This is a genomic window from uncultured Bacteroides sp., from assembly GCF_910586915.1.
Lineage (GTDB): Bacteria > Bacteroidota > Bacteroidia > Bacteroidales > Bacteroidaceae > Bacteroides.
In genome coordinates this window covers 12,374-32,357 of the sequence record NZ_CAJULN010000016.1, presented here as the reverse complement: position 1 = coordinate 32,357, position 19,984 = coordinate 12,374, and the positions used below count along the sequence as shown (strand labels likewise).

Here is a 19,984-nt window from a genome sequence, read left to right as displayed (position 1 = left end):
AAAAATACTTTACTTTCGCAAAAACAAATAAAGAATATAAATGATGAACAACGAAATTCTCTATATCCTTTTGCCGGATTACGCGGCACACGAGATAGTATATCTTTCACAAGCCATCGCCTCCGATGAATTTGCACTGAAAGAGCATCCGAAGTATATCAATAAGACCGTAGCCCCGACAATGGAGCCGGTCAAGTCCATAGGAGGCTTCCACACATTGCCCGATTATTCGTTCGACACGATGCCCGACGATTATGCAGCGCTGGTGCTTATCGGCGGATTCGGATGGAGTACTCCTATTGCCGAACAGGTCGTGCCGATGGTCAGACAAGCCATTGAGAAAGGCAGGATTGTCGGTGCAATCTGCAACGGAGCTTCATTTATGGCAAAGCACGGATTCCTCAATGCAGTAAAACACACCGGCAACGGGCTGGAACAACTGAAACTTTGGGGAGGTGAAAACTATACGAATCCGGCCGGATATATCCATGCCCAAGCAGTCTGCGACAACAAGATTGTGACAGCAAACGGTTCTGCAACGCTCGAATTTGCGAAAGAAATGCTCCTGCTGCTCGAAAACGATACGCCCGAACGTATAGAAATGTATTATCAGTTCTACAAGCAAGGACTTTGCAGCTTCCTGCCCCATTAAGGCAGTGCATCGGAGTTCACCACAGAAACTTTAAAATTCTGTGGTGAACTCCGATACACCATCTCAAAGCACATTTATTACACCTATTGGAGAAATGCCTTCTTCAAATATACCATATCCGTCAATAGCTTGCCATCTTCATAAATCGGATGGTCGTAATTGTCGGTAAAGAAATTTTTCACGCGATGAGAAATTGCGAACCCGCAATGTTCGTAGAAAGATACGGTAGAAGGCACATCTCCCGTACCTACCAGCATCTCCGTGCACTTCCCCCGATAATATCCGAACAAAAATTCAATGAAACGCTTCCCGTATCCCCGACGCTGGAAGAGAGGCACAACAGCGATATTCTTGATTTCATAAATGCCCTCCCCCTCGCAAGTCACCACACAGACAGCTTTCAGTCCGTTGTCGTACAGCACGAACATATCACCACGCTCCAAATAGCGGTCTATCATATCCTCCTGCTCATCGGCAAGGAGCAAGAGGTTGAGAAACTCTTTTTTATCCGAGATTACTTTTTTTATTTCCATTTCCTTTTTCAATTTTATACGTAGCCTAATCGGACTATCTTTTCCTGCTGCTTTTTTTTCGTTCCACTATAGTGGGACGAACGGAACACTATAGTTATCCTTGCGTTCCACTATAGTGGAACGCAAAGGCAACTACAATGGAACGAAAAAAACATCCCTGACGAATCATCTTCCGACAAGTAATGGTGCAGGAAGAAGTCACCACACTAAACATTCTCTCTATGCGCTAAGATGGCCTTCATATTCTCCAAAGCCCACCCTATCAAACCTTCGATATGAGGAATCAGCGTTCTTCCCATATCCGTCAGCGTATATTCCACGCGAGGGGGCACCTCCGCATACACTTTCCGCTCCACCAGTCCGTCGGACTCAAGCGTGCGGAGAGTCACCGTCAGCATTCGCTGAGAAACATCCTCAATCGTTTTATGAATATCGCCGAAACGCATGGTTCCGTTGGCCTTCAAAGTGACGAGCACCAGTATCGACCATTTGTCTCCCAAGCGGCTGAGAACATCCCTTACGGGGCAATTTCCTGTCGGGTGAAAGTTTTTCATCTTTTTAACGTTTTACATTCGATTGACTTACAGCAATGGTTACTTCCGTGTAACTTCCTTATTCAGAGGTGCGTTATTGCATTTCTTTGAAAAGGGGAATACATTTGCAGCACAAAAGTAATAAACTTACTAAAAATAACTATTGTTTCATTTTAATAATTACGATTATGGTAAAAAGAGTAGCAGTTGTAGCAGTCAACCCGGTCAACGGTTGCGGATTATTCCAATACTTGGAAGCGTTTTTTGAGAATGGCATTTCATACAAAGTATTTGCCGTAGCGGATACGAAGGAGATTCGGACAAATTCAGGAATCGGCCTTACGGCAGATGATGTAATCGCCGGCCTGGAAGGGCACGAAGAGGAATTCGACGCACTTGTTTTCGCCTGTGGCGACGCCGTACCCGTGTTTCGGCAGAATGCGGACAAGCCCTACAATGTAGATTTAATGGAAATAATCAGTACTTTCGGTAATAAGGGGAAAATAATGATTGGACACTGTGCAGCCGCAATGATGTTCGACATTGCGGGCATCACGAGAGGGAAGAAAGTGGCAGTTCACCCGTTGGCAAAAACGGCCATTCAAAATGGAACAGCCACCGACGAGCAGTCGGAGACAGACGGCAACTTCTTTACGGCACAGGATGAAAACAGCATTTGGACCATGCTGCCGCAAGTAATTGAAGCATTGAAGTAAAACAGGACGGAAATCTCCCCCGCCTTGTTTCTGTCAGAATAAGGCGGAGGAGGTTCGTAAGTCACCGGGGCTCATCCATACATTTGCGACTTCTTCCGAAAAACACTACTTTTGCAGCCGCATTAAAAAATAGAAAACAAAAAACGGCTACATCTTATTATGACTGAAGAAAAACGTATCGGAAACTGGTGGGCGTTAAGCCCGTTGCTCGTATTCCTCTGCCTTTATCTCGTGACTTCCATCCTTGTAAACGACTTTTATAAAGTACCTATCACGGTGGCTTTCCTCGTTTCTTCGTGCTATGCCATCGCCATTACCAAAGGATTGAAGTTGGAACAACGCATCCATCAGTTCTCCGTGGGAGCTGCCAACAAGAACATCCTTCTGATGATATGGATATTCATTCTCGCCGGCGCCTTTGCACAAAGTGCCAAACAAATGGGAGCCATTGACGCGACCGTCAACCTGACGCTGCACATTCTCCCCGACAACCTGCTGCTGGCAGGAATATTCATCGCCGCCTGCTTCATCTCCTTATCCATCGGAACCAGCGTAGGGACCATTGTCGCCCTTACTCCTGTTGCCGTCGGACTGGCGGAAAAGACGGAGATAGCCCTTCCTTTTATGGTAGCTGTGGTGGTCGGCGGTTCTTTCTTCGGAGATAACCTCTCGTTTATTTCGGATACTACCATCGCCTCAACGAAAACGCAGGAATGCGAAATGCGCGACAAGTTCCGTGTAAACTCCATGATTGTGGTTCCGGCAGCCATCGCCGTACTGGGCATTTATATCTTCCGGGGATTATCCATTACCGCCACCCCTCAGGTGCAGACCATCGAGTGGATGAAAGTGATACCTTATATCATCGTATTGGGGACAGCCATTGCCGGCTTGAATGTAATGTTGGTATTAATTATAGGTATATTGGCAAGCGGCCTTATCGGCATCGCTACTGGAAGTTTCGGAGTTTTCGACTGGTTCGGAGCAATGGGGAGCGGGATAACGGGAATGGGAGAACTTATCATCATCACACTACTGGCAGGCGGTATGCTGGAAACTATCCGCTACAATGGCGGCATCGATTTCATTATCCGGAAACTGACGCGCCACGTCAACGGCAAGCGAGGCGCGGAGTTGAGTATCGCCGCCTTAGTCAGCATCGCCAACCTATGTACCGCCAACAACACCATTGCCATCATCACCATCGGCCCCATCGCCCGCAACATTGCACAGAAGTTCCAACTCGACCGGAGAAAAACCGCCAGTATCCTCGACACGTTCTCCTGTCTGATACAAGGCGTCATCCCCTACGGAGCACAAATGCTGATTGCGGCAGGACTTGCCAACATCTCACCTATCAGCATCATCGGCAATCTCTATTACCCATTCACGATGGGAACTTGCGCTTTGCTCGCCATCCTGCTGCGATATCCGAAACGATATTCGTAAAAAAAAGGCGAAATGTTTGTCAATCAAAAGAAAAGCCGTATCTTTGTGCCCGCTATTACGAGATAATGGCATAATTCAAATCAATCATTAAAAACAATTAGTAAAAATGGCAACTAAAATCAGATTGCAGAGACACGGACGTAAAAGTTACGCGTTCTATTCAATTGTAATTGCAGACAGCAGAGCACCACGTGATGGTAAATTTATTGAGAAGATTGGTACTTACAACCCCAACACCAATCCTGCTACAGTAGATTTGAATTTCGAAGCTGCATTGGCATGGGTACTGAAAGGTGCACAACCGACTGACACTGTACGTAACATTCTTTCTCGCGAAGGAGTTTACATGAAGAAACATCTTTTGGGCGGTGTAGCAAAAGGCGCATTCGGAGAAGCAGAAGCAGAAGCTAAATTCGAGGCTTGGAAAAACAACAAACAGTCAGGTTTGGCTGCTTTGAAGGCAAAACAAGACGAAGCTAAGAAAGCTGAAGCAAAAGCACGTTTGGAAGCAGAAAAGAAAGTAAACGAAGTGAAAGCAAAAGCACTCGCTGAAAAGAAAGCTGCTGAAGAAGCTGCAAAAGCTGCTGCTGAAGCACCCGCAGAAGAAGCAGCCCAGACTGAGGAAGCTCCTGCAACAGAAGCTGCTGCTGAATAATTTCGGCAGATTCCGAACAAGAAATCAGGAAAAAGCGATAAATCCTCTCCGGTGTTGTGCCGGAGGGGATTTTTTTTGTTCACCCCAAAGCAACACAGATGAAATATGCTCTAAAACATAACAAATAATTTATTTTATTTAAAATAAAATGCCTTACTTTGCATCAGCATAGTTCAGCACAGTCATCACTTATAACAACAGTATGAGACGAACGGATAGGAAAGCAACATTCGGACAACAGGTAAGCAAGGTAACGCAATTGGCAGACGCCCTCAGCCAAGCCATCTCCCGAAAAGAATTCCGCGAAGGAGATTCTTTGCCTTCCATCAATCGGCTAAGCGCACAATATGGAGTATCACGCGATACCGTATTCAAAGCCTTCCTCGATTTACGCGAGCGGGGATTGATTGACTCTACCCCCGGCAAAGGGTATTATGTAACAAGCCAGGTGACTAACGTACTCTTACTGCTCGACCAATATACTCCGTTCAAGGAAGCATTGTACAACAGTTTTGTGAAACGTCTGCCCATCAATCACAAAGTAGACCTGCTGTTTCACCAATACAACGAACGGCTATTCAATACCATTATCCGTGAATCGACAGGAAAATACAACAAATATATAGTGATGAATTTCGACAATGAGAAATTCAGCACGGCCTTGAATAAAATTCAACCCGGCAGGTTATTACTGCTCGACTTCGGCAAATTCAAGAAAGACAAGTATTTCCACATCTGTCAAGACTTCGACGAAGGATTCTACCAGGCACTAATGACGCTGAAAGACAGAATGCATAAATACCGCCAAATCGTTTTCCTGTTCTCACAAGGGCTGAAACATCCGCAAAGCAGCAAAGAATATTTCATCCGCTTCTGCTACGAGCAAGGGTTCCTGTACGAGATAGAGGAAGACATCGAAGACTTGGTGGTACGGAAAGAAACGGCCTACATCGCCATCAAGCAACAAGATGTGGTAAAGGTGGTAAAACTGGGAAGACGCGAAGGGCTGAAATGTGGAAAAGATTTCGGTCTGCTTGCCTACAACGACATCCCTTCTTACGAAGTTATTGACGAGGGAATCACGTCATTGAGCATTGATTGGGAGATGATGGGAAACGAAGCGGCCAACTTCGTTCTTAATGATGCGCCTATACGGAAGTACCTGCCTACGGAGGTCAGGCTCCGGAAGTCGCTTTAATTTTTTTGTCACATAATCAGCATAGTTCAGCACAGATATCAATTAACTATATAATTCATAAAGAAATCATGAAGAAGTATCCGAAAATCGGGATTCGTCCCACTATCGACGGTCGCCAGGGCGGCGTTCGCGAAAGCCTTGAAGAAAAGACAATGAATCTGGCTAAAGCAGTAGCCGAGTTAATCAGCAGCAACTTGAAAAACGGCGACGGCAGTCCGGTAGAGTGCGTCATTGCCGACAGCACCATCGGCCGTGTAGCCGAAAGCGCGGCGTGTGCCGAAAAGTTCGAAAGAGAAGGCGTGGGTTCTACCATCACCGTAACTTCCTGCTGGTGCTACGGCGCTGAGACAATGGACATGAACCCCTACTATCCGAAAGCCGTTTGGGGATTCAACGGAACCGAACGTCCGGGTGCGGTATATCTGGCAGCCGTACTGGCAGGACACGCACAGAAAGGTCTTCCCGCATTCGGTATTTACGGACACGACGTGCAGGATTTGGACGATAACACCATCCCCGAAGACGTAGCGGAAAAGATTCTTCGCTTTGCACGTGCCGCACAGGCAGTAGCTACCATGAGGGGTAAATCCTATTTGTCGATGGGTAGCGTATCTATGGGTATCGCCGGCTCTATTGTCAACCCCGATTTCTTCCAAGAATATCTGGGTATGCGCAATGAATCCATCGACCTTACGGAAATCATCCGCCGTATGGACGAAGGTATTTACGACCAAGAAGAATATGCGAAAGCAATGGCGTGGACAGAACAACATTGCAAAGTAAACGAAGGAGACGACTTCAAGAACCGTCCCGAAAAACGCAAGACGCGCGAGCAGAAAGACGCCGACTGGGAATTTATCGTGAAAATGACCATCATCATGCGCGACCTTATGACCGGTAACCCCAAACTGAAAGAAATGGGATTCAAGGAAGAAGCGCTGGGACACAACGCCATCGCAGCCGGTTTCCAGGGTCAACGCCAATGGACGGACTTCTACCCGAACGGCGACTACCCCGAAGCGCTGCTCAATACCTCTTTCGACTGGAACGGAATACGCGAAGCATTTGTGGTAGCTACCGAAAATGATGCTTGTAACGGCATCGCCATGTTGTTCGGACACCTGTTGACCAACCGCGCACAAATATTCTCCGACGTACGTACCTACTGGAGCCCCGAAGCCGTGAAACGTGTGACGGGCAAAGAACTGACGGGCTTGGCCGCCAACGGTATCATCCACCTTATCAACTCCGGAGCAACCACTCTCGATGGTTCGGGACAGTCTACAGACGAAGCTGGCAACCCCGTAATGAAAGAACCGTGGAACCTGACCGATGCTGACGTGGAAAACTGCTTGAAAGCAACAACCTGGTATCCGGCAGACCGCGATTACTTCCGCGGCGGCGGTTTCTCTTCCAACTTCCTGTCAAAAGGCGGAATGCCTGTCACGATGATGCGTCTGAACCTGATTAAAGGTCTCGGCCCCGTATTGCAAATCGCAGAAGGATGGACGGTGGAAATAGATGCTGAAATCCACCAAAAACTGAATATGCGTACTGACCCGACATGGCCTACCACTTGGTTTGTACCCCGCTTGTGCGATAAACCGGCTTTCAAAGACGTATATTCAGTAATGAACAACTGGGGAGCCAATCACGGTGCTATCAGCTACGGACATATCGGCCAGGACTTAATCACACTCGCTTCCATGCTCCGCATTCCCGTATGTATGCACAACGTAGAGGACACCGAAATCTTCCGTCCGGCTGCTTGGAATGCATTCGGCATGGATAAGGAAGGAGCTGACTACAGAGCTTGCACCACTTACGGTCCTATCTATAAATAATTTCAACAGAGACAAAAGAACATAAGGATGAAAGATGAAACAACTTCAATAAAACGGCTATGAATCTTCGATTAACACCGACCTTATGTTCTTTTGTTCGTTTGTCTAAATAAAAATAATTTCGACCTACTTAATTCTATTTTTTTATCTTTGCAATGATGATTACCAACGAACATATCGAACAATTCATAGAACAAGCACATCGCTACGGAGACGCCAAACTGATGCTTTGCAGCAGCGGTAACCTTTCATGGAGAATCGGCGAAGAAGCACTGATTTCCGGCACGGGTTCTTGGGTTCCCAACCTTTACAAAGAGAAAGTTTCCATCTGCAATATCGCCAGCGGAACACCGACCAACGGCGTAAAACCTTCGATGGAAAGTACTTTCCACTTGGGTATTCTCCGCGAGCGTCCGGACGTGAATGTAGTGCTCCATTTCCAGTCAGAATATGCCACAGCCGTCTCTTGCATGAAAAACAAGCCGACCAACTTCAACGTAACAGCCGAAATACCCTGCCATATAGGTTCGGAAATTCCCGTCATTCCTTATTACCGCCCCGGCTCTCCGGAACTTGCCAAAGCGGTAGTGGAAGCCATGCTGAACCACAACTCCGTGTTGCTGACCAACCACGGCCAGGTAGTCTGCGGCAAAGACTTCGACCAAGTATACGAACGTGCCACTTTCTTTGAAATGGCTTGCCGCATCATCGTTCAGTCCGGCGGCGATTATTCCGTACTGACACCGGAAGAGATTGAAGATTTGGAAATCTATGTATTAGGAAAGAAAACAAAATAACCTCCGTACATACCCTATATGATGAAAGATACCATCAGAAACACATATTTAGCAGCCGACTTTGGAGGAGGAAGCGGGCGAGTCATCGCCGGCTCCCTCCTGCACGGAAAGTTGGTACTGGAAGAGATACATCGTTTCCCCAACCGCCAGGTAAAACTCGGCAATCATGTTTACTGGGACTTCCCCGCTCTTTTTGAAGAGATGAAAACGGGGCTTAAACTGGCGGCACAAAAAGGATACAACGTACAAGGAATCGGTATCGACACCTGGGGAGTAGACTTCGGGCTGATTGACAAATATGGCAACCTGTTAGGAAATCCGGTTTGCTACCGGGATGCACGGACAGAGGGAATGCCGGCGGAAGTATTCAAAATTCTGAACGAACAAGCGCACTATGCCGACACCGGAATCCAGGTAATGGCAATCAATACGCTGTTCCAACTCTACAGCATGAAGATGCGCCAAGAGACCCAACTGGAACTTGCCAGCCGACTCTTATTCATGCCCGACCTCTTCAGCTATTTCCTGACGGGAGTAGCCAACAACGAATACTGCATCGCTTCTACTTCCGAATTGCTTGACGCACGCCAACGCGCCTGGTCTGTCCCTACTATCCGCGCCTTAGGACTTCCCGAACATCTGTTCGGCGAAATCGTCTTTCCCGGAACAATCAGAGGTACACTGAAAGAGGAAATTGCCCGCGAAACGGGATTGGGTGCCGTAGACGTCATCGCAGTAGGGTCGCATGATACCGCCAGTGCCGTAGCTGCCGTTCCCGCCACGGAATATCCCATTGCTTTCCTCAGTTCGGGCACTTGGTCACTGTTGGGAGTAGAAACAGACGAACCGATATTGACAGAAGAGGCTCGCCAGGCTCAGTTTACCAACGAAGGCGGTGTGGGAGGCCGCATCCGTTTCTTGCAGAACATCACCGGATTGTGGATTCTGCAACGCCTAATGAGCGAATGGAAAGCACGCGGAGAAGAACAAAGCTACGACACCATCATCCCACAGGCTGAACAGGCTGGGATTGACACCATCATTCCGGTTGACGACGATGCCTTTATGAACCCGGAAAATATGGAAACCGCCCTTCTTGACTATTGTCGGAAGCACGGATTCCAGGTTCCACAGGATAAAGCGGAAATCGTCAGATGCGTGCTCCAGTCGTTAGCGTTCAAATACCGGCAGGCAGTGGAACAACTCAACCGTTGTCTCCCCTCCCCGATTCGACAGTTGAATATCATCGGAGGAGGTTCGCAGAACAAACTGCTCAACCAACTGACAGCCGACGAACTCGGTATTCCCGTATACGCCGGTCCTGTAGAAGCTACCGCAATAGGCAATATTCTGACACAGGCGATGGCCAAAGGGGAAATTGCCGACCTTCGAGCATTGAGAGAAATCGTAACACACAGTGTTACATCACAAGTGTATTACCCTAAAAAATAAAAAGTATATGGAAACACCTCAAAACGGTTATCAAGTCCAATCTTACCAAGTACCCGTGAAACGCTACTGCCAGACGCTTGATTTGCGCGACTCTCCGGAATTGATTGCCGAATACCGCAAAAGACACAGCAAGGGGGAAGTATGGTCCGAAATCCTTGCAGGCATCCGCGAAGTAGGTATCCTCGAAATGGAAATTTATATTCACGGCACACGCCTGTTCATGATTGTAGAAACGCCGCTCGACTTTGACTGGGATACGGCAATGGCACGCCTGAACACTCTCCCCCGACAACAGGAATGGGAGGAATATATGGCTGTCTTCCAGCAAGCCGCTCCCGGAATGAGTTCGGCGGAGAAATGGAAACCGATGGAGAGAATGTTTCACTTGTACACTACCTAATAATAAACAACCAGAAAGAACCATGAAACCAACAAAACAGTCCATCTTATCCAAAGATGGTGTCAGTTATCTTATCCCCTTCATTCTCATTACTTCTTGTTTTGCGTTGTGGGGATTTGCCAACGATATCACCAATCCGATGGTGAAAGCATTTTCCAAAATCTTCCGTATGAGCGCAACCGACGGCGCACTGGTGCAGGTAGCCTTCTATGGCGGATATTTCGCGATGGCTTTCCCGGCGGCAATGTTCATCCGCCGTTTCTCCTACAAAGCCGGTGTGCTGTTAGGACTCGGTATGTACGCCTTCGGAGCTTTCTTATTCTTCCCTGCCAAAATGACGGGGGAATATTATCCGTTCCTGCTTGCCTACTTTATCCTGACCTGCGGACTTTCTTTCCTCGAAACAAGTTGTAACCCGTATATCCTCTCAATGGGAACGGAAGAGACTGCTACCCGCCGTCTGAACCTCGCGCAATCGTTCAATCCGATGGGTTCGCTCCTCGGAATGTATGTAGCCATGCAGTTTATCCAAGCCAAACTGCATCCCATGAGCAGCGAGGAACGTGCCTTGCTCAATGAAACTGAATTTCAGGCCATCAAAGAGAGTGACCTCAGTGTCTTAATCGCCCCTTACCTCACCATCGGGTTAATCATCGTGGCAATGCTGCTGCTGATACGTTTCGTAAAAATGCCGAAAAGCGGAGACCTGAACCACAACATCGATTTCTTCCCGACACTGAAACGCATCTTTACCCAAACCCGTTATCGCGAAGGTGTCATCGCCCAATTCTTTTATGTAGGCGCACAAATCATGTGCTGGACGTTCATTATCCAATACGGTACACGCCTGTTCATGTCGCCGGAGTTCGGTATGGATGAAAAGAGCGCAGAGGTTCTTTCGCAGCAGTACAACATCATCGCAATGGTTATTTTCTGCATCAGCCGCTTTATCTGTACCTTTATCCTACGCTATCTCAATGCAGGCAAGCTACTGATGATTCTCGCAATCTTCGGAGGAGGATTCACGTTGGGCGCTATCTTCCTGCAAAACATCTATGGAATCTACTGCCTGGTAGCAATATCCGCCTGTATGTCCTTGATGTTCCCCACCATCTACGGCATTGCCCTGAAAGGACTTGGCGACGACGCAAAATTCGGAGCAGCCGGACTTATCATGGCTATCTTAGGTGGTTCCGTACTTCCTCCGTTGCAGGCGTGCATCATCGATATGAAAGATATCGCCTGGTTGCCGGCCGTCAACGTTTCTTTCATCCTGCCTTTAGTGTGCTTCCTCGTAATCACTGCCTATGGCTATCGGACGATGAAAAGGAACTGGTAAAATACACCTACTGCTTTTATTCAACACACGGATTACACGTGGTCTCACGGTCTCAAGTGAGCTGCGTGTAATCCGTGTCTGTATAGATACCTGCCGCCAATATTACAGGTTTTTCATTACGTAATATACAAATGTTTTGTTACCTTTGCCTATAGTATTGTTCTATTCAAACTAATGGTCGTTATGAATATACCTGTGAATACGTTCCGCAAGCTCCCGATAGGGATACAAAGTTTTGAAAAACTTCGTTCAGAAGGATTCGTGTATGTAGATAAGACAGCCCTTGTGTTTCGCCTGGCTCAAGCAGGTATCCCTTGTTTTCTCAGCCGTCCCCGACACTTCGGAAAAAGTTTGTTGCTTTCTACCTTCGAAGCCTACTTCAAAGGACAGAAAGAGTTGTTCAAAGGGCTTGCCATCGAGCAGTTGGAGCAGCATTGGTATGAATATCCGGTGTTACACTTAAGCCTAAATGCCGAAAAATATGACAGCCGCGAACGATTAGAGAAAATACTTGAACTGCAATTGGAAAACTGGGAAACAAAGTATGGCGTTAACAAAGGTACAATGACATATTCCGGACGTTTTTCCACTATCATCCAACGTGCTTATGAACAGACCGGACGCCGTGTTGTAGTACTTATTGACGAGTATGATAAACCCATGCTCCAAACACTCGACAATCCCGACTTACAGGATGATTTCCGTAAAACGTTAACTGCTTTCTATACAGTGCTCAAAGATGCCGACCGGTACCTTCAATTTGTCTTTATCACCGGAGTGACCAAGTTTGCACAAATGGGTATATTCAGCACACTCAATCAGTTGAATGACATCAGCTTCGACCTTGAATACAACACACTTTGCGGAATGACGTGTGAAGAAATCGAAGCCACATTTGTACCGGAATTGCACGCATTGGCAAAACAGACGGAAACAACTTACAAGCAAGCAATAGCACAACTGACCCTCCAGTACGACGGTTACCGTTTCACTCCGGAAAAGGAATTTACCCCGATGTACAATCCTTTCAGTGTACTTAGTGCACTTTCAAAATCACGGTTCGGTGACTACTGGTTTGCCAGTGGAACTCCTACTTTTTTGGTAGAGATGCTGAAAAAGACGGATTTCGACCTTCGGCAACTCGAAGGCATTGAAGTATCCGCCGCCTCATTGAGTGACAATAGGGGGAACATCAGCAACCCTGTTCCGATGATTTATCAAAGCGGATATCTGACTATAAAAGCATACAACAACGAATTTCGCGAATATACCCTGGGCTTTCCGAATGAAGAGGTGAAATACGGTTTTCTTAATTTTGCCGCACCTTTCTATACTCCGGTAGCGTCCACTGATACATCTTTTTATATCGGTAAGTTCGTCCGCGAACTACGCAGTGGCGACGTAGAGGCTTTCCTTACCCGCCTGACCTGTTTCTTCGCCGACTTCCCTTACGAACTGAACACTAAAACGGAACGTCACTACCAAGTGGTATTCTACCTGGTTTTCAAACTGATGGGACAGTTCACCCAAGCAGAGATTCGTACTGCTACCGGACGTGCCGATGCCATCGTAAAGACTGCGGATTATATTTACATATTCGAATTCAAACTGTACGGCACTACCCAAGAAGCCTTACAGCAAATTGACGACAAAGGTTACCTCCTGCCCTATACTGTAGACGGCAGGCAATTAGTAAAAGTCGGCGTTGCTTTTGATGCCGAAAAGAGGAACTTGGGAGAATGGTTGGTTGTACAAGAATAACAAAAACATCTTTACCTGAACATGAGCAAACTATCCAAACCGGAACACATCCGAAAAGAATTGCAAACCTTAGCAGACACCAAATATAAGGAATTTCATTCCGCCTTAGTGCCCGGCAGTGAGAATATCCTCGGTGTACGTATCCCGCAACTACGGACATTGGCAAAAGAAATTGCCCAAAGAGACGACTGGCGTACGTTGGTAGAAGCAACGGACACCCGCTATTACGAAGAAACAATGCTTCAGGGAATGATTATCGGACGGGCGCATATGGAAACAGACGAACGAATAAAGTATATACGGATGTTCGTCCCGCGCATCGATAACTGGGCTGTGTGCGACATCTTCTGCGGTGAACTGAAAATTGCCGTCAGGAAAAACACAGAAATCATGTGGCAACTTATCCAACCGTACCTCACCTCTTCCAAAGAGTTTGAAATACGTTTCGGCATAGTAATGCTTTTCCATTATGTGGATAAAGACCACATCGACACCCTGCTGACATACGCAGACACCTTCTGCCACGAAGCCTATTACGCACGAATGGCTATGGCCTGGCTACTATCCGGCTGCTACGTCAAGTTTCCTGAAAAGACAATGGAATATCTCAAGCAAAGCAAGTTGGATAACTGGACATATAACAAAGCATTGCAGAAAACCATCGAATCCCTCCGCATAGACAAAGAGACCAAAGACCTGCTCCGAACAATGAAACGGCGATAATGATTACAGACAAAAAAGGGAGGTACCTGTTCTTACTTCAGCGGTACAAAGATTTGTTTCACTGTCGGATTTAACGACCTCCCCCACTTTGTGCGGGTATTTACTCATACCATAGGAATATCACCATCCAAATACCGGAAACAATTTACAGAGGGGAAATTGCATTAACGCCCCTCTCTCTTCTCCCTTCTCCTTCTACTCCGCCGCCTTTGCTGCTTCCGGCGACTGTAACGCTGCCACTTCTTATATACCATCCAGCCGCTCATCAAGGCAACGACCACAAAAATAAGAATTGTAATCCCCACGCCTAAATTATCGCCTTTGATACGCGACCAGATATCGAGTACCTCTTTCGTCTTATCGCCGAAGTCCCGAATCATGGCACAGCGTTCCACCACCTTACGGTCGGGATACTGTATCTTGTCAATCTGTATGCTGTCAGCACCCTCGCCGAAGAAATAACTCAGGTCGGCATAATACTCAAGCGTGGTATCTATTTTTTCCTCCAGAATCTCGGGAGTGGCAATCGAACTTACATAGCCGCAGAAATCCATGTTCCGCAGGGCAATGTCCGGCCGGCACATAAAATTGATAAAGTAACTGGCGGCTTTCGTATTCTTCGCATATTTGGGAATCACCCATCCGTCATACCAGATATTGCTTCCCTCACGGGGCACTTCATAATCCAAGTCAACGCCCACCGCATCAGCCTCCTCAATTGCCCACATCGCGTCACCGCTCCAGGTCATGTTGAGCCAGGTCTTGTTTTTGGTCATCATCTCCTTGCCGAAGTCGGCTTCCCAGCCTGCGATATTGGGTTTGAGCGCTTTCAGATACCTTTCCGCCAGTTCCATTGCACGCGGAGAGTAGTCGTTCATCAGTTCTTCCACCGTCACACTGCCTCTTCCAACTCTTTGGCGTGCGCGTAAATGACGGCAGTTCCGTAGGCATCACGGTAACTGTCTTTCATCAAGATTTTTCCGGCATACTGCTTGTCCCACAGGCAGTTCCAAGAGGCTGCCACCGAGTCGGGGATAAAGGCACGATTGTAGAGGATACCCGCCGTACCCCACATATAGCACACCGCATAGCGGCTGGCAACTTCGCCCGACTGCCCCAACTTATTAATCTGCTCACGGATGAACGGCGACACATTGTTCATGTAATTGGGAGAATGAGCAAAGGCCGTGTCGATAGGCAGCAACAACTGTTTCTTCAACATCCGTTCGATGATGTATTCCGAAGGGCAGACCACATCGAAATCCTCGTGTCCCCGCTCAATCTTGGTCAGCATAATCTCATTGATGTCGAACGTCTGGTAAACGATGCGTATGTCCTCACCGGTCTCCTCCTTATAATAGGCTTGGAAATCCTCCAGCACACTGTCGCCGATATAATCCGCCCAATTATAGATTTTAAGAACCCGTTCGCGGGGTTCGCCCGAATTGTAACATCCCGCCAGACTCAGCAACGACAGGAGCACAGGAATAATTCTCTTCATAACTACAAGTTTTATACGATAGCGACAGGCGAACTATTTCTTCTTTCCCGCCCGATGATTAATCACAATAAGCAACGCTAACACCACCACAAAGATGATGGCGGAGAGCGGACGCAGTTCCGGCGTCAGTCCGCCTTTGCGGGCATCGGCGTAGATATAGGTGGAGAGCGTCTCCAATCCCTGGTTGCCGATGGTAAATACCGTCACGGCAAAGTCGTCGATAGAGAGTGTCAGTGCAAGCATGAAGCCGCTTATCATTCCGGGACGAATCTCCGGCACGATGACTTTCCACAACGCCTGCATGGGAGTGGCGCCCAAATCGAGGGCAGCCTCATAGATGTTCGGGTTCATCTGTTTCAGACGCGGCAAGACGCTCAACACCACGTAAGGCGTGCAGAACGTGATGTGTGCAAGCACCACAGTGGTATATCCCTGCGTGATTCCCAACGAGACAAACAGAAGGAACAACGAAATACCCGTGATGATATCGCCGTTGAGGATAGGAATACTGTTGACAAAGCCAATCGCCTTGCGCGAGCGGGATTTCAGGTTAAAGATACCGATGGCGGCAACGCTGCCCAACAGGGTAGACGCCGTAGCAGCCAACAAAGCAATGGTAATCGTATTTACTAATGCATTCATCAGCGAATGGTGCGTGCCCGTGGTGAAGAGCGAGGTGTAGAGCTTGGTAGAAAAACCCGTCCAGTTGCCCAGCACCTTCGCTTCGGTAAACGAATAGATAACGATAATCACGATAGGCGAATAAAGCAGCAACAGCAATATCCACAAATAAGCCTGTGCAAATAGTTTCTTTACCATAGTCCGCCTCCTTCGTTTGAGTTGTCTTTATCGTCTGTGCCCAACAAGGAAGTGGCGGCAATCAGCAGCAGCATGATAAGCGAAAGTGCCGCTCCATAGTTCCACATACTGTTGTTGATGTTCTCCTGAATCGTCGTACCGAAGAGTTTGATGTTGTTCATCGTCAGCAGCTCGGCAATGGCGAAGGTCGATATGGTGGGCATGAATACCATCATGACGCCACTCATCACCCCCGGCATGGAGAGCGGAAGAACTGCCTTCAGAAAGACCTGCACGGGATTGGCACCCAAGTCCTGCGCCGCTTCGATGTAGCTGTGGTCCATCTTCTGCAACGTATTATAAATAGGATAAATCATAAAAGGAATGAAGTTGTACACCATACCGAATATCAACGCCCCTTCGCCCAACGGTACACTGAAAAAGTCGAACAGGGCAACCGTGGCCAACGTACGCACGAGAATATTCACCCACATCGGCAGAATAAACAAGACGACCATCGTCTTCGAGCGGTTCAGACGGCTGTTGCTCAGTATCCATGCGGCGGGATAGCCCAGCAAGATGCACACAAGGGTGGTGATAATGGCAATACCTATCGAATAGACAAAGGTATTGATTGCTTCGGGATGTTCGAAGAACTTCTGAAAATTGGCAAGCGTCAGACGGCCGTTGTCGTCGGTAAATGCATACACGACAATCAGTAGCAACGGAATGACGACAAAGATTGCCGAAAAAATAATGTAAGGCAGCGTCCAGCTCTTGCGCGACGACAAAAAGACTAAAAACCTCTTATTCACTTCCTTTCCTGTTAATCGGTTATTTTAATTACACGAATGGCTTCCGGAGGGATGGTGATACCTACGCGGTCGCCATCGTCCCACACATCGTTCGTGTCTACAAACACATTCTCGTCCCAGTCGGAAAAGACGGTGAGGTGATAGTGGTCGCCCTTGTAAAGAATGAACTTCACTTCGCCCGTCAACATTCCGTCCTCTTCGTTGTCCTGAAGCACTACCTTGTCGAAATCGACTTCCACCCGGACGGCGCTATCGGGAACCGCGCCTTCCGCCGGAGCACACTCGAAAGTGCAACCCAGGAATTCCACATGAGTGGCGTCGAGCAGCTTGCCTTCAAACGTATTGCAGACGCGTTCCTTCTGCATGATATGGATGTCGAAAGGCTTCACTAACAGACCGACCTCCGCTCCTACCTCAAAGTGGTGGTAGTCTTGCACAAGAAACTCATAACCGCCGCAAAGCACCGTCATCTCATAGTGCACGCCCTTGAAGATGGAGGTCTGCACCACGCCCGTCAACTGTGCCATGTCCGAAACCGGGAAAATATACAAATCCTCCGGACGTATCACTACATCTACGGGGGTGTTTTCGCCGAATCCTTCGTCTACGCATTCGAACTCCGCGTCGCAGAAGCGCACCAACTTGTCGCGTACCATCGTACCGTTCAGGATGTTGCTCTCGCCGATAAAGTCGGCAACGAACGAGTTGACCGGCTCGTTGTAAATATCAATCGGCGTGCCAATCTGCTGAATCTTGCCTTCGCTCATTACGACAATCGTGTCGCTCAGCGTAAGCGCCTCCTCCTGGTCGTGGGTGACGTAGACAAAGGTGATACCCAGGGTTTTATGCATCTCCTTCAGTTCCATCTGCATATCCTTGCGCATTTTCAGGTCGAGTGCCGCCAACGGTTCGTCGAGCAGAAGCACTTCGGGTTCATTAACGATGGCACGGGCGATGGCTACACGCTGCTGCTGTCCGCCGGAGAGCGAATCGACATCGCGGTATTCGTAATCGGTCATGCCCACCATTTTCAGTGCCGCCTTCACTTTCTTTTCGATGGTCTGCTTCGGAGTCTTTTTCAGTTTCAGGCCGAAAGCGATGTTGTCATATACATTCAAATGCGGAAACAGGGCGTATTTCTGAAATACCGTGTTCACCGGACGCTTGTGGGGCGGAGTCTGTGTGATTTCCTTACCCGAAATTCGTATTTCGCCTTCCGAAGCCGTCTGAAAACCGGCTATGAGACGCAACAACGTGGTTTTTCCGCAACCGGAAGGTCCGAGGATGGTCACAAACTCGCCTTTCTTCACGTTCAGCGTCACATCATCCAATGCTGTTTTCTCGCCAAAATACTTCGAGACATGGCTCACTTCAATGATGGATTTATCTTCTTGCATATTCATACTAAAAGTTTGGGGTGCAAAGGTACATATTTCTACGGTTTTCGCATAGTGTTAATCTAATATAACAGTGTTTTTCGATGCACGAGAGAAAAATAATCTATCTTTGCATAAATATTTATTCACTAATTTTACAAAATCATGAAAAAGTTAACTTTTTTAGTTCTCGCAACTGCCACAATGGGCATGGTAGCCTGTGGCGGCGGAACGCAAAACGGATACGTTATCACCGGAACCGTAGAAGGTGCAAACGATGGTGACAGTGTATTCTTGCAGGAACGGGCCAACCGGAGATTCGTCTCGCTGGACACTGCCGTCATTACTAACGGAACCTTCACTTTCAAAGGTACGCAGGACTCTACCGTGAGCCGTTATATCACTTGCAAAACACAGAACGCTCCGTTGCAAATGGACTTCTTCCTCGAAAACGGAAAAATCAACATCGCACTGACCAAAGACAACGACTCTGCCACCGGAACTCCGAGCAACGATGCATACCAGGAACTCAGAACTCCGATAAACGACCTTCGTTCCAAAGCAATAGCTATCTATCAGTCTATGAGAGACACTACCCTCACCGACGAAGAGAAGATGGCAAAACAGGAGGAAAACGCGAAACTGCAAGAAGAATATGCTACGCTTATCAAAGAAGGGGTGAAGAAAAACATCGGCAATCCGGTGGGTGTGTACTTCTTCAAACAGACATTCTACGACAACTCAACGGCTGAAAACGAAGAATTGTTGCAGGCAATTCCCGCACAATATCAGAACGACGAGGTAATCGTACACATCAAAAAGCAGATTGAAAAAGAGAAGAAAACTGCGATAGGCAGCAAATTCACAGACTTCGAGATGCAGACTCCCGAAGGAAAGACAGTGAAATTGTCTGATTACGCAGGTAAAGGCAAGGTGGTATTGGTTGACTTCTGGGCAAGCTGGTGCGGTCCCTGCCGTCGCGAAATGCCTAACTTAGTAGAAACTTACGCCAAATACAAAGACAAGAACTTTGAAATCGTAGGGGTTTCTTTAGACCAGGACGGTGCTGCCTGGAAAGAGGCTATCAAGAAATTGAATATGACCTGGCCGCAAATGTCCGACCTTAAGTTCTGGCAAAGCGAAGGGGCACAGCTTTATGCCGTAACCGGTATTCCCCACACCGTACTGATAGATGGCGAAGGAACTATCATCGCACGAGGACTTCACGGTGAGGAATTGCAAACAAAAGTTGCGGAAGCCCTCAAGTAAGTAAGTATAGGAAACGATTGTTTCGAGTATAGGAAACGATTGTTTCGAGTATAGGAAACGACAGTTTCAAGCATAGGAAACAACAGTTTCAAGCATAGGAAACGACAGTTTCAAACATTGGGAACGATTGTTTCAAACATTGGGAACAATAGAAAACCCCTGCATCTGTAAAA

The 19,984-nt window shown here is 47.6% G+C and carries 18 protein-coding genes and 2 pseudogenes; 14 read left to right on the top strand and 6 right to left on the bottom strand.

What is annotated here, in order from left to right:
* Positions 1–43 precede the first annotated feature (43 nt).
* Complete coding sequence (locus QZ331_RS07880; RefSeq protein WP_294629403.1) at positions 44–652, top strand: DJ-1/PfpI family protein; 609 nt, start codon at positions 44–46, stop codon at positions 650–652.
* A gap of 83 nt (positions 653–735) precedes the next feature.
* On the opposite strand, the gene QZ331_RS07875 is transcribed toward QZ331_RS07880, so the two are convergent.
* Together QZ331_RS07875 and QZ331_RS07870 are read right to left on the bottom strand one after the other, a co-directional pair.
* The gene (locus QZ331_RS07875) at positions 736–1,185 is read right to left on the bottom strand and encodes a GNAT family N-acetyltransferase (protein WP_294629379.1); all 450 of its coding nucleotides are present in this window, start codon (positions 1,183–1,185) and stop codon (positions 736–738) included.
* 206 nt (positions 1,186–1,391) lie between these two features.
* Positions 1,392–1,739: a helix-turn-helix domain-containing protein gene (locus QZ331_RS07870; RefSeq protein WP_294629378.1), complete on the bottom strand. Its 348-nt coding sequence runs from the start codon at positions 1,737–1,739 to the stop codon at positions 1,392–1,394.
* Between the two features lie 167 nt (positions 1,740–1,906).
* On the opposite strand from QZ331_RS07870, the gene QZ331_RS07865 reads away from it, so the two are divergent.
* The 12 genes and pseudogenes from QZ331_RS07865 to QZ331_RS07810 form a co-directional block, all read left to right on the top strand.
* Positions 1,907–2,434 carry a DJ-1/PfpI family protein gene (locus QZ331_RS07865; RefSeq protein WP_294629377.1) on the top strand — a complete coding sequence of 176 codons (528 nt, stop codon included), beginning with the start codon at positions 1,907–1,909 and terminating at the stop codon, positions 2,432–2,434.
* 159 nt (positions 2,435–2,593) lie between these two features.
* Positions 2,594–3,883, top strand: a complete 1,290-nt coding sequence (locus tag QZ331_RS07860) for a Na+/H+ antiporter NhaC family protein (RefSeq protein ID WP_294629376.1) — start codon at positions 2,594–2,596, stop codon at positions 3,881–3,883.
* A 106-nt stretch (positions 3,884–3,989) separates the two neighbouring features.
* Positions 3,990–4,538: a 30S ribosomal protein S16 gene (locus tag QZ331_RS07855; RefSeq protein ID WP_294629375.1), complete on the top strand. Its 549-nt coding sequence runs from the start codon at positions 3,990–3,992 to the stop codon at positions 4,536–4,538.
* A 202-nt stretch (positions 4,539–4,740) separates the two neighbouring features.
* On the top strand, positions 4,741–5,736 hold the full coding sequence (locus tag QZ331_RS07850; protein WP_294629374.1) for a GntR family transcriptional regulator: 996 nt from the start codon (positions 4,741–4,743) through the stop codon (positions 5,734–5,736).
* A gap of 68 nt (positions 5,737–5,804) precedes the next feature.
* A complete protein-coding gene (fucI, locus tag QZ331_RS07845; RefSeq protein WP_294629373.1) occupies positions 5,805–7,580 on the top strand; it encodes an L-fucose isomerase in 1,776 nt (591 codons plus the stop codon).
* A 158-nt stretch (positions 7,581–7,738) separates the two neighbouring features.
* Positions 7,739–8,377 carry a class II aldolase/adducin family protein gene (locus QZ331_RS07840; RefSeq protein WP_294629402.1) on the top strand — a complete coding sequence of 213 codons (639 nt, stop codon included), beginning with the start codon at positions 7,739–7,741 and terminating at the stop codon, positions 8,375–8,377.
* A 21-nt stretch (positions 8,378–8,398) separates the two neighbouring features.
* Positions 8,399–9,829, top strand: a complete 1,431-nt coding sequence (locus QZ331_RS07835; protein ID WP_294629401.1) for a rhamnulokinase family protein — start codon at positions 8,399–8,401, stop codon at positions 9,827–9,829.
* Positions 9,830–9,836: 7 nt separating this feature from the next.
* Complete coding sequence (locus QZ331_RS07830) at positions 9,837–10,229, top strand: L-rhamnose mutarotase (RefSeq protein ID WP_294629372.1); 393 nt, start codon at positions 9,837–9,839, stop codon at positions 10,227–10,229.
* Positions 10,230–10,251: 22 nt separating this feature from the next.
* Positions 10,252–11,568, top strand: coding sequence for an L-fucose:H+ symporter permease (gene fucP / locus QZ331_RS07825; RefSeq protein WP_294629371.1), 1,317 nt, complete (start codon positions 10,252–10,254; stop codon positions 11,566–11,568).
* A 183-nt stretch (positions 11,569–11,751) separates the two neighbouring features.
* The gene (locus QZ331_RS07820) at positions 11,752–13,329 is read left to right on the top strand and encodes an ATP-binding protein (protein WP_294629370.1); all 1,578 of its coding nucleotides are present in this window, start codon (positions 11,752–11,754) and stop codon (positions 13,327–13,329) included.
* A 21-nt stretch (positions 13,330–13,350) separates the two neighbouring features.
* Positions 13,351–14,052, top strand: coding sequence for a DNA alkylation repair protein (locus QZ331_RS07815; protein ID WP_294629369.1), 702 nt, complete (start codon positions 13,351–13,353; stop codon positions 14,050–14,052).
* Between the two features lie 45 nt (positions 14,053–14,097).
* A pseudogene (locus QZ331_RS07810) lies at positions 14,098–14,220 on the top strand (helix-turn-helix domain-containing protein); the annotation flags it as partial.
* Here QZ331_RS07810 and QZ331_RS07805 read toward each other — a convergent pair.
* The 4 genes and pseudogenes from QZ331_RS07805 to potA all read right to left on the bottom strand — a co-directional run bounded on the left by QZ331_RS07805 (position 14,217) and on the right by potA (position 18,569).
* Positions 14,217–15,553: pseudogene (locus tag QZ331_RS07805) on the bottom strand (ABC transporter substrate-binding protein). The pseudogenes QZ331_RS07810 and QZ331_RS07805 sit on opposite strands and share 4 nt — an antisense overlap.
* 33 nt (positions 15,554–15,586) lie before the next feature.
* Positions 15,587–16,372, bottom strand: coding sequence for an ABC transporter permease (locus QZ331_RS07800; protein ID WP_294629368.1), 786 nt, complete (start codon positions 16,370–16,372; stop codon positions 15,587–15,589).
* Positions 16,366–17,166 carry an ABC transporter permease gene (locus QZ331_RS07795; RefSeq protein ID WP_294629367.1) on the bottom strand — a complete coding sequence of 267 codons (801 nt, stop codon included), beginning with the start codon at positions 17,164–17,166 and terminating at the stop codon, positions 16,366–16,368. The genes QZ331_RS07800 and QZ331_RS07795 overlap by 7 nt, the downstream gene beginning before the upstream one ends.
* 11 nt (positions 17,167–17,177) lie before the next feature.
* Positions 17,178–18,569, bottom strand: a complete 1,392-nt coding sequence (gene potA, locus QZ331_RS07790; protein ID WP_294629366.1) for a polyamine ABC transporter ATP-binding protein — start codon at positions 18,567–18,569, stop codon at positions 17,178–17,180.
* A gap of 138 nt (positions 18,570–18,707) precedes the next feature.
* On the opposite strand from potA, the gene QZ331_RS07785 reads away from it, so the two are divergent.
* The gene (locus tag QZ331_RS07785) at positions 18,708–19,811 is read left to right on the top strand and encodes a TlpA disulfide reductase family protein (RefSeq protein WP_294629365.1); all 1,104 of its coding nucleotides are present in this window, start codon (positions 18,708–18,710) and stop codon (positions 19,809–19,811) included.
* The last annotated feature ends 173 nt before the right edge of the window (positions 19,812–19,984 follow it).

What these genes read in the sequence shown, in the direction of transcription:
- QZ331_RS07835 (WP_294629401.1), top strand. Translation starts at nt 8,399, where the DNA reads ATGAAAGATACCATCAGAAACACATATTTAGCAGCCGACTTTGGAGGA.
- fucP (WP_294629371.1), top strand. Translation starts at nt 10,252, where the DNA reads ATGAAACCAACAAAACAGTCCATCTTATCCAAAGATGGTGTCAGTTAT.
- QZ331_RS07785 (WP_294629365.1), top strand. Translation starts at nt 18,708, where the DNA reads ATGAAAAAGTTAACTTTTTTAGTTCTCGCAACTGCCACAATGGGCATG.
- potA (WP_294629366.1), bottom strand. Translation starts at nt 18,569, where the DNA reads ATGAATATGCAAGAAGATAAATCCATCATTGAAGTGAGCCATGTCTCG.
- QZ331_RS07860 (WP_294629376.1), top strand. Translation starts at nt 2,594, where the DNA reads ATGACTGAAGAAAAACGTATCGGAAACTGGTGGGCGTTAAGCCCGTTG.
- fucI (WP_294629373.1), top strand. Translation starts at nt 5,805, where the DNA reads ATGAAGAAGTATCCGAAAATCGGGATTCGTCCCACTATCGACGGTCGC.
- QZ331_RS07850 (WP_294629374.1), top strand. Translation starts at nt 4,741, where the DNA reads ATGAGACGAACGGATAGGAAAGCAACATTCGGACAACAGGTAAGCAAG.
- QZ331_RS07820 (WP_294629370.1), top strand. Translation starts at nt 11,752, where the DNA reads ATGAATATACCTGTGAATACGTTCCGCAAGCTCCCGATAGGGATACAA.
- QZ331_RS07875 (WP_294629379.1), bottom strand. Translation starts at nt 1,185, where the DNA reads ATGGAAATAAAAAAAGTAATCTCGGATAAAAAAGAGTTTCTCAACCTC.
- QZ331_RS07865 (WP_294629377.1), top strand. Translation starts at nt 1,907, where the DNA reads ATGGTAAAAAGAGTAGCAGTTGTAGCAGTCAACCCGGTCAACGGTTGC.
- QZ331_RS07880 (WP_294629403.1), top strand. Translation starts at nt 44, where the DNA reads ATGAACAACGAAATTCTCTATATCCTTTTGCCGGATTACGCGGCACAC.
- QZ331_RS07870 (WP_294629378.1), bottom strand. Translation starts at nt 1,739, where the DNA reads ATGAAAAACTTTCACCCGACAGGAAATTGCCCCGTAAGGGATGTTCTC.
- QZ331_RS07840 (WP_294629402.1), top strand. Translation starts at nt 7,739, where the DNA reads ATGATTACCAACGAACATATCGAACAATTCATAGAACAAGCACATCGC.
- QZ331_RS07855 (WP_294629375.1), top strand. Translation starts at nt 3,990, where the DNA reads ATGGCAACTAAAATCAGATTGCAGAGACACGGACGTAAAAGTTACGCG.
- QZ331_RS07830 (WP_294629372.1), top strand. Translation starts at nt 9,837, where the DNA reads ATGGAAACACCTCAAAACGGTTATCAAGTCCAATCTTACCAAGTACCC.
- QZ331_RS07815 (WP_294629369.1), top strand. Translation starts at nt 13,351, where the DNA reads ATGAGCAAACTATCCAAACCGGAACACATCCGAAAAGAATTGCAAACC.
- QZ331_RS07800 (WP_294629368.1), bottom strand. Translation starts at nt 16,372, where the DNA reads ATGGTAAAGAAACTATTTGCACAGGCTTATTTGTGGATATTGCTGTTG.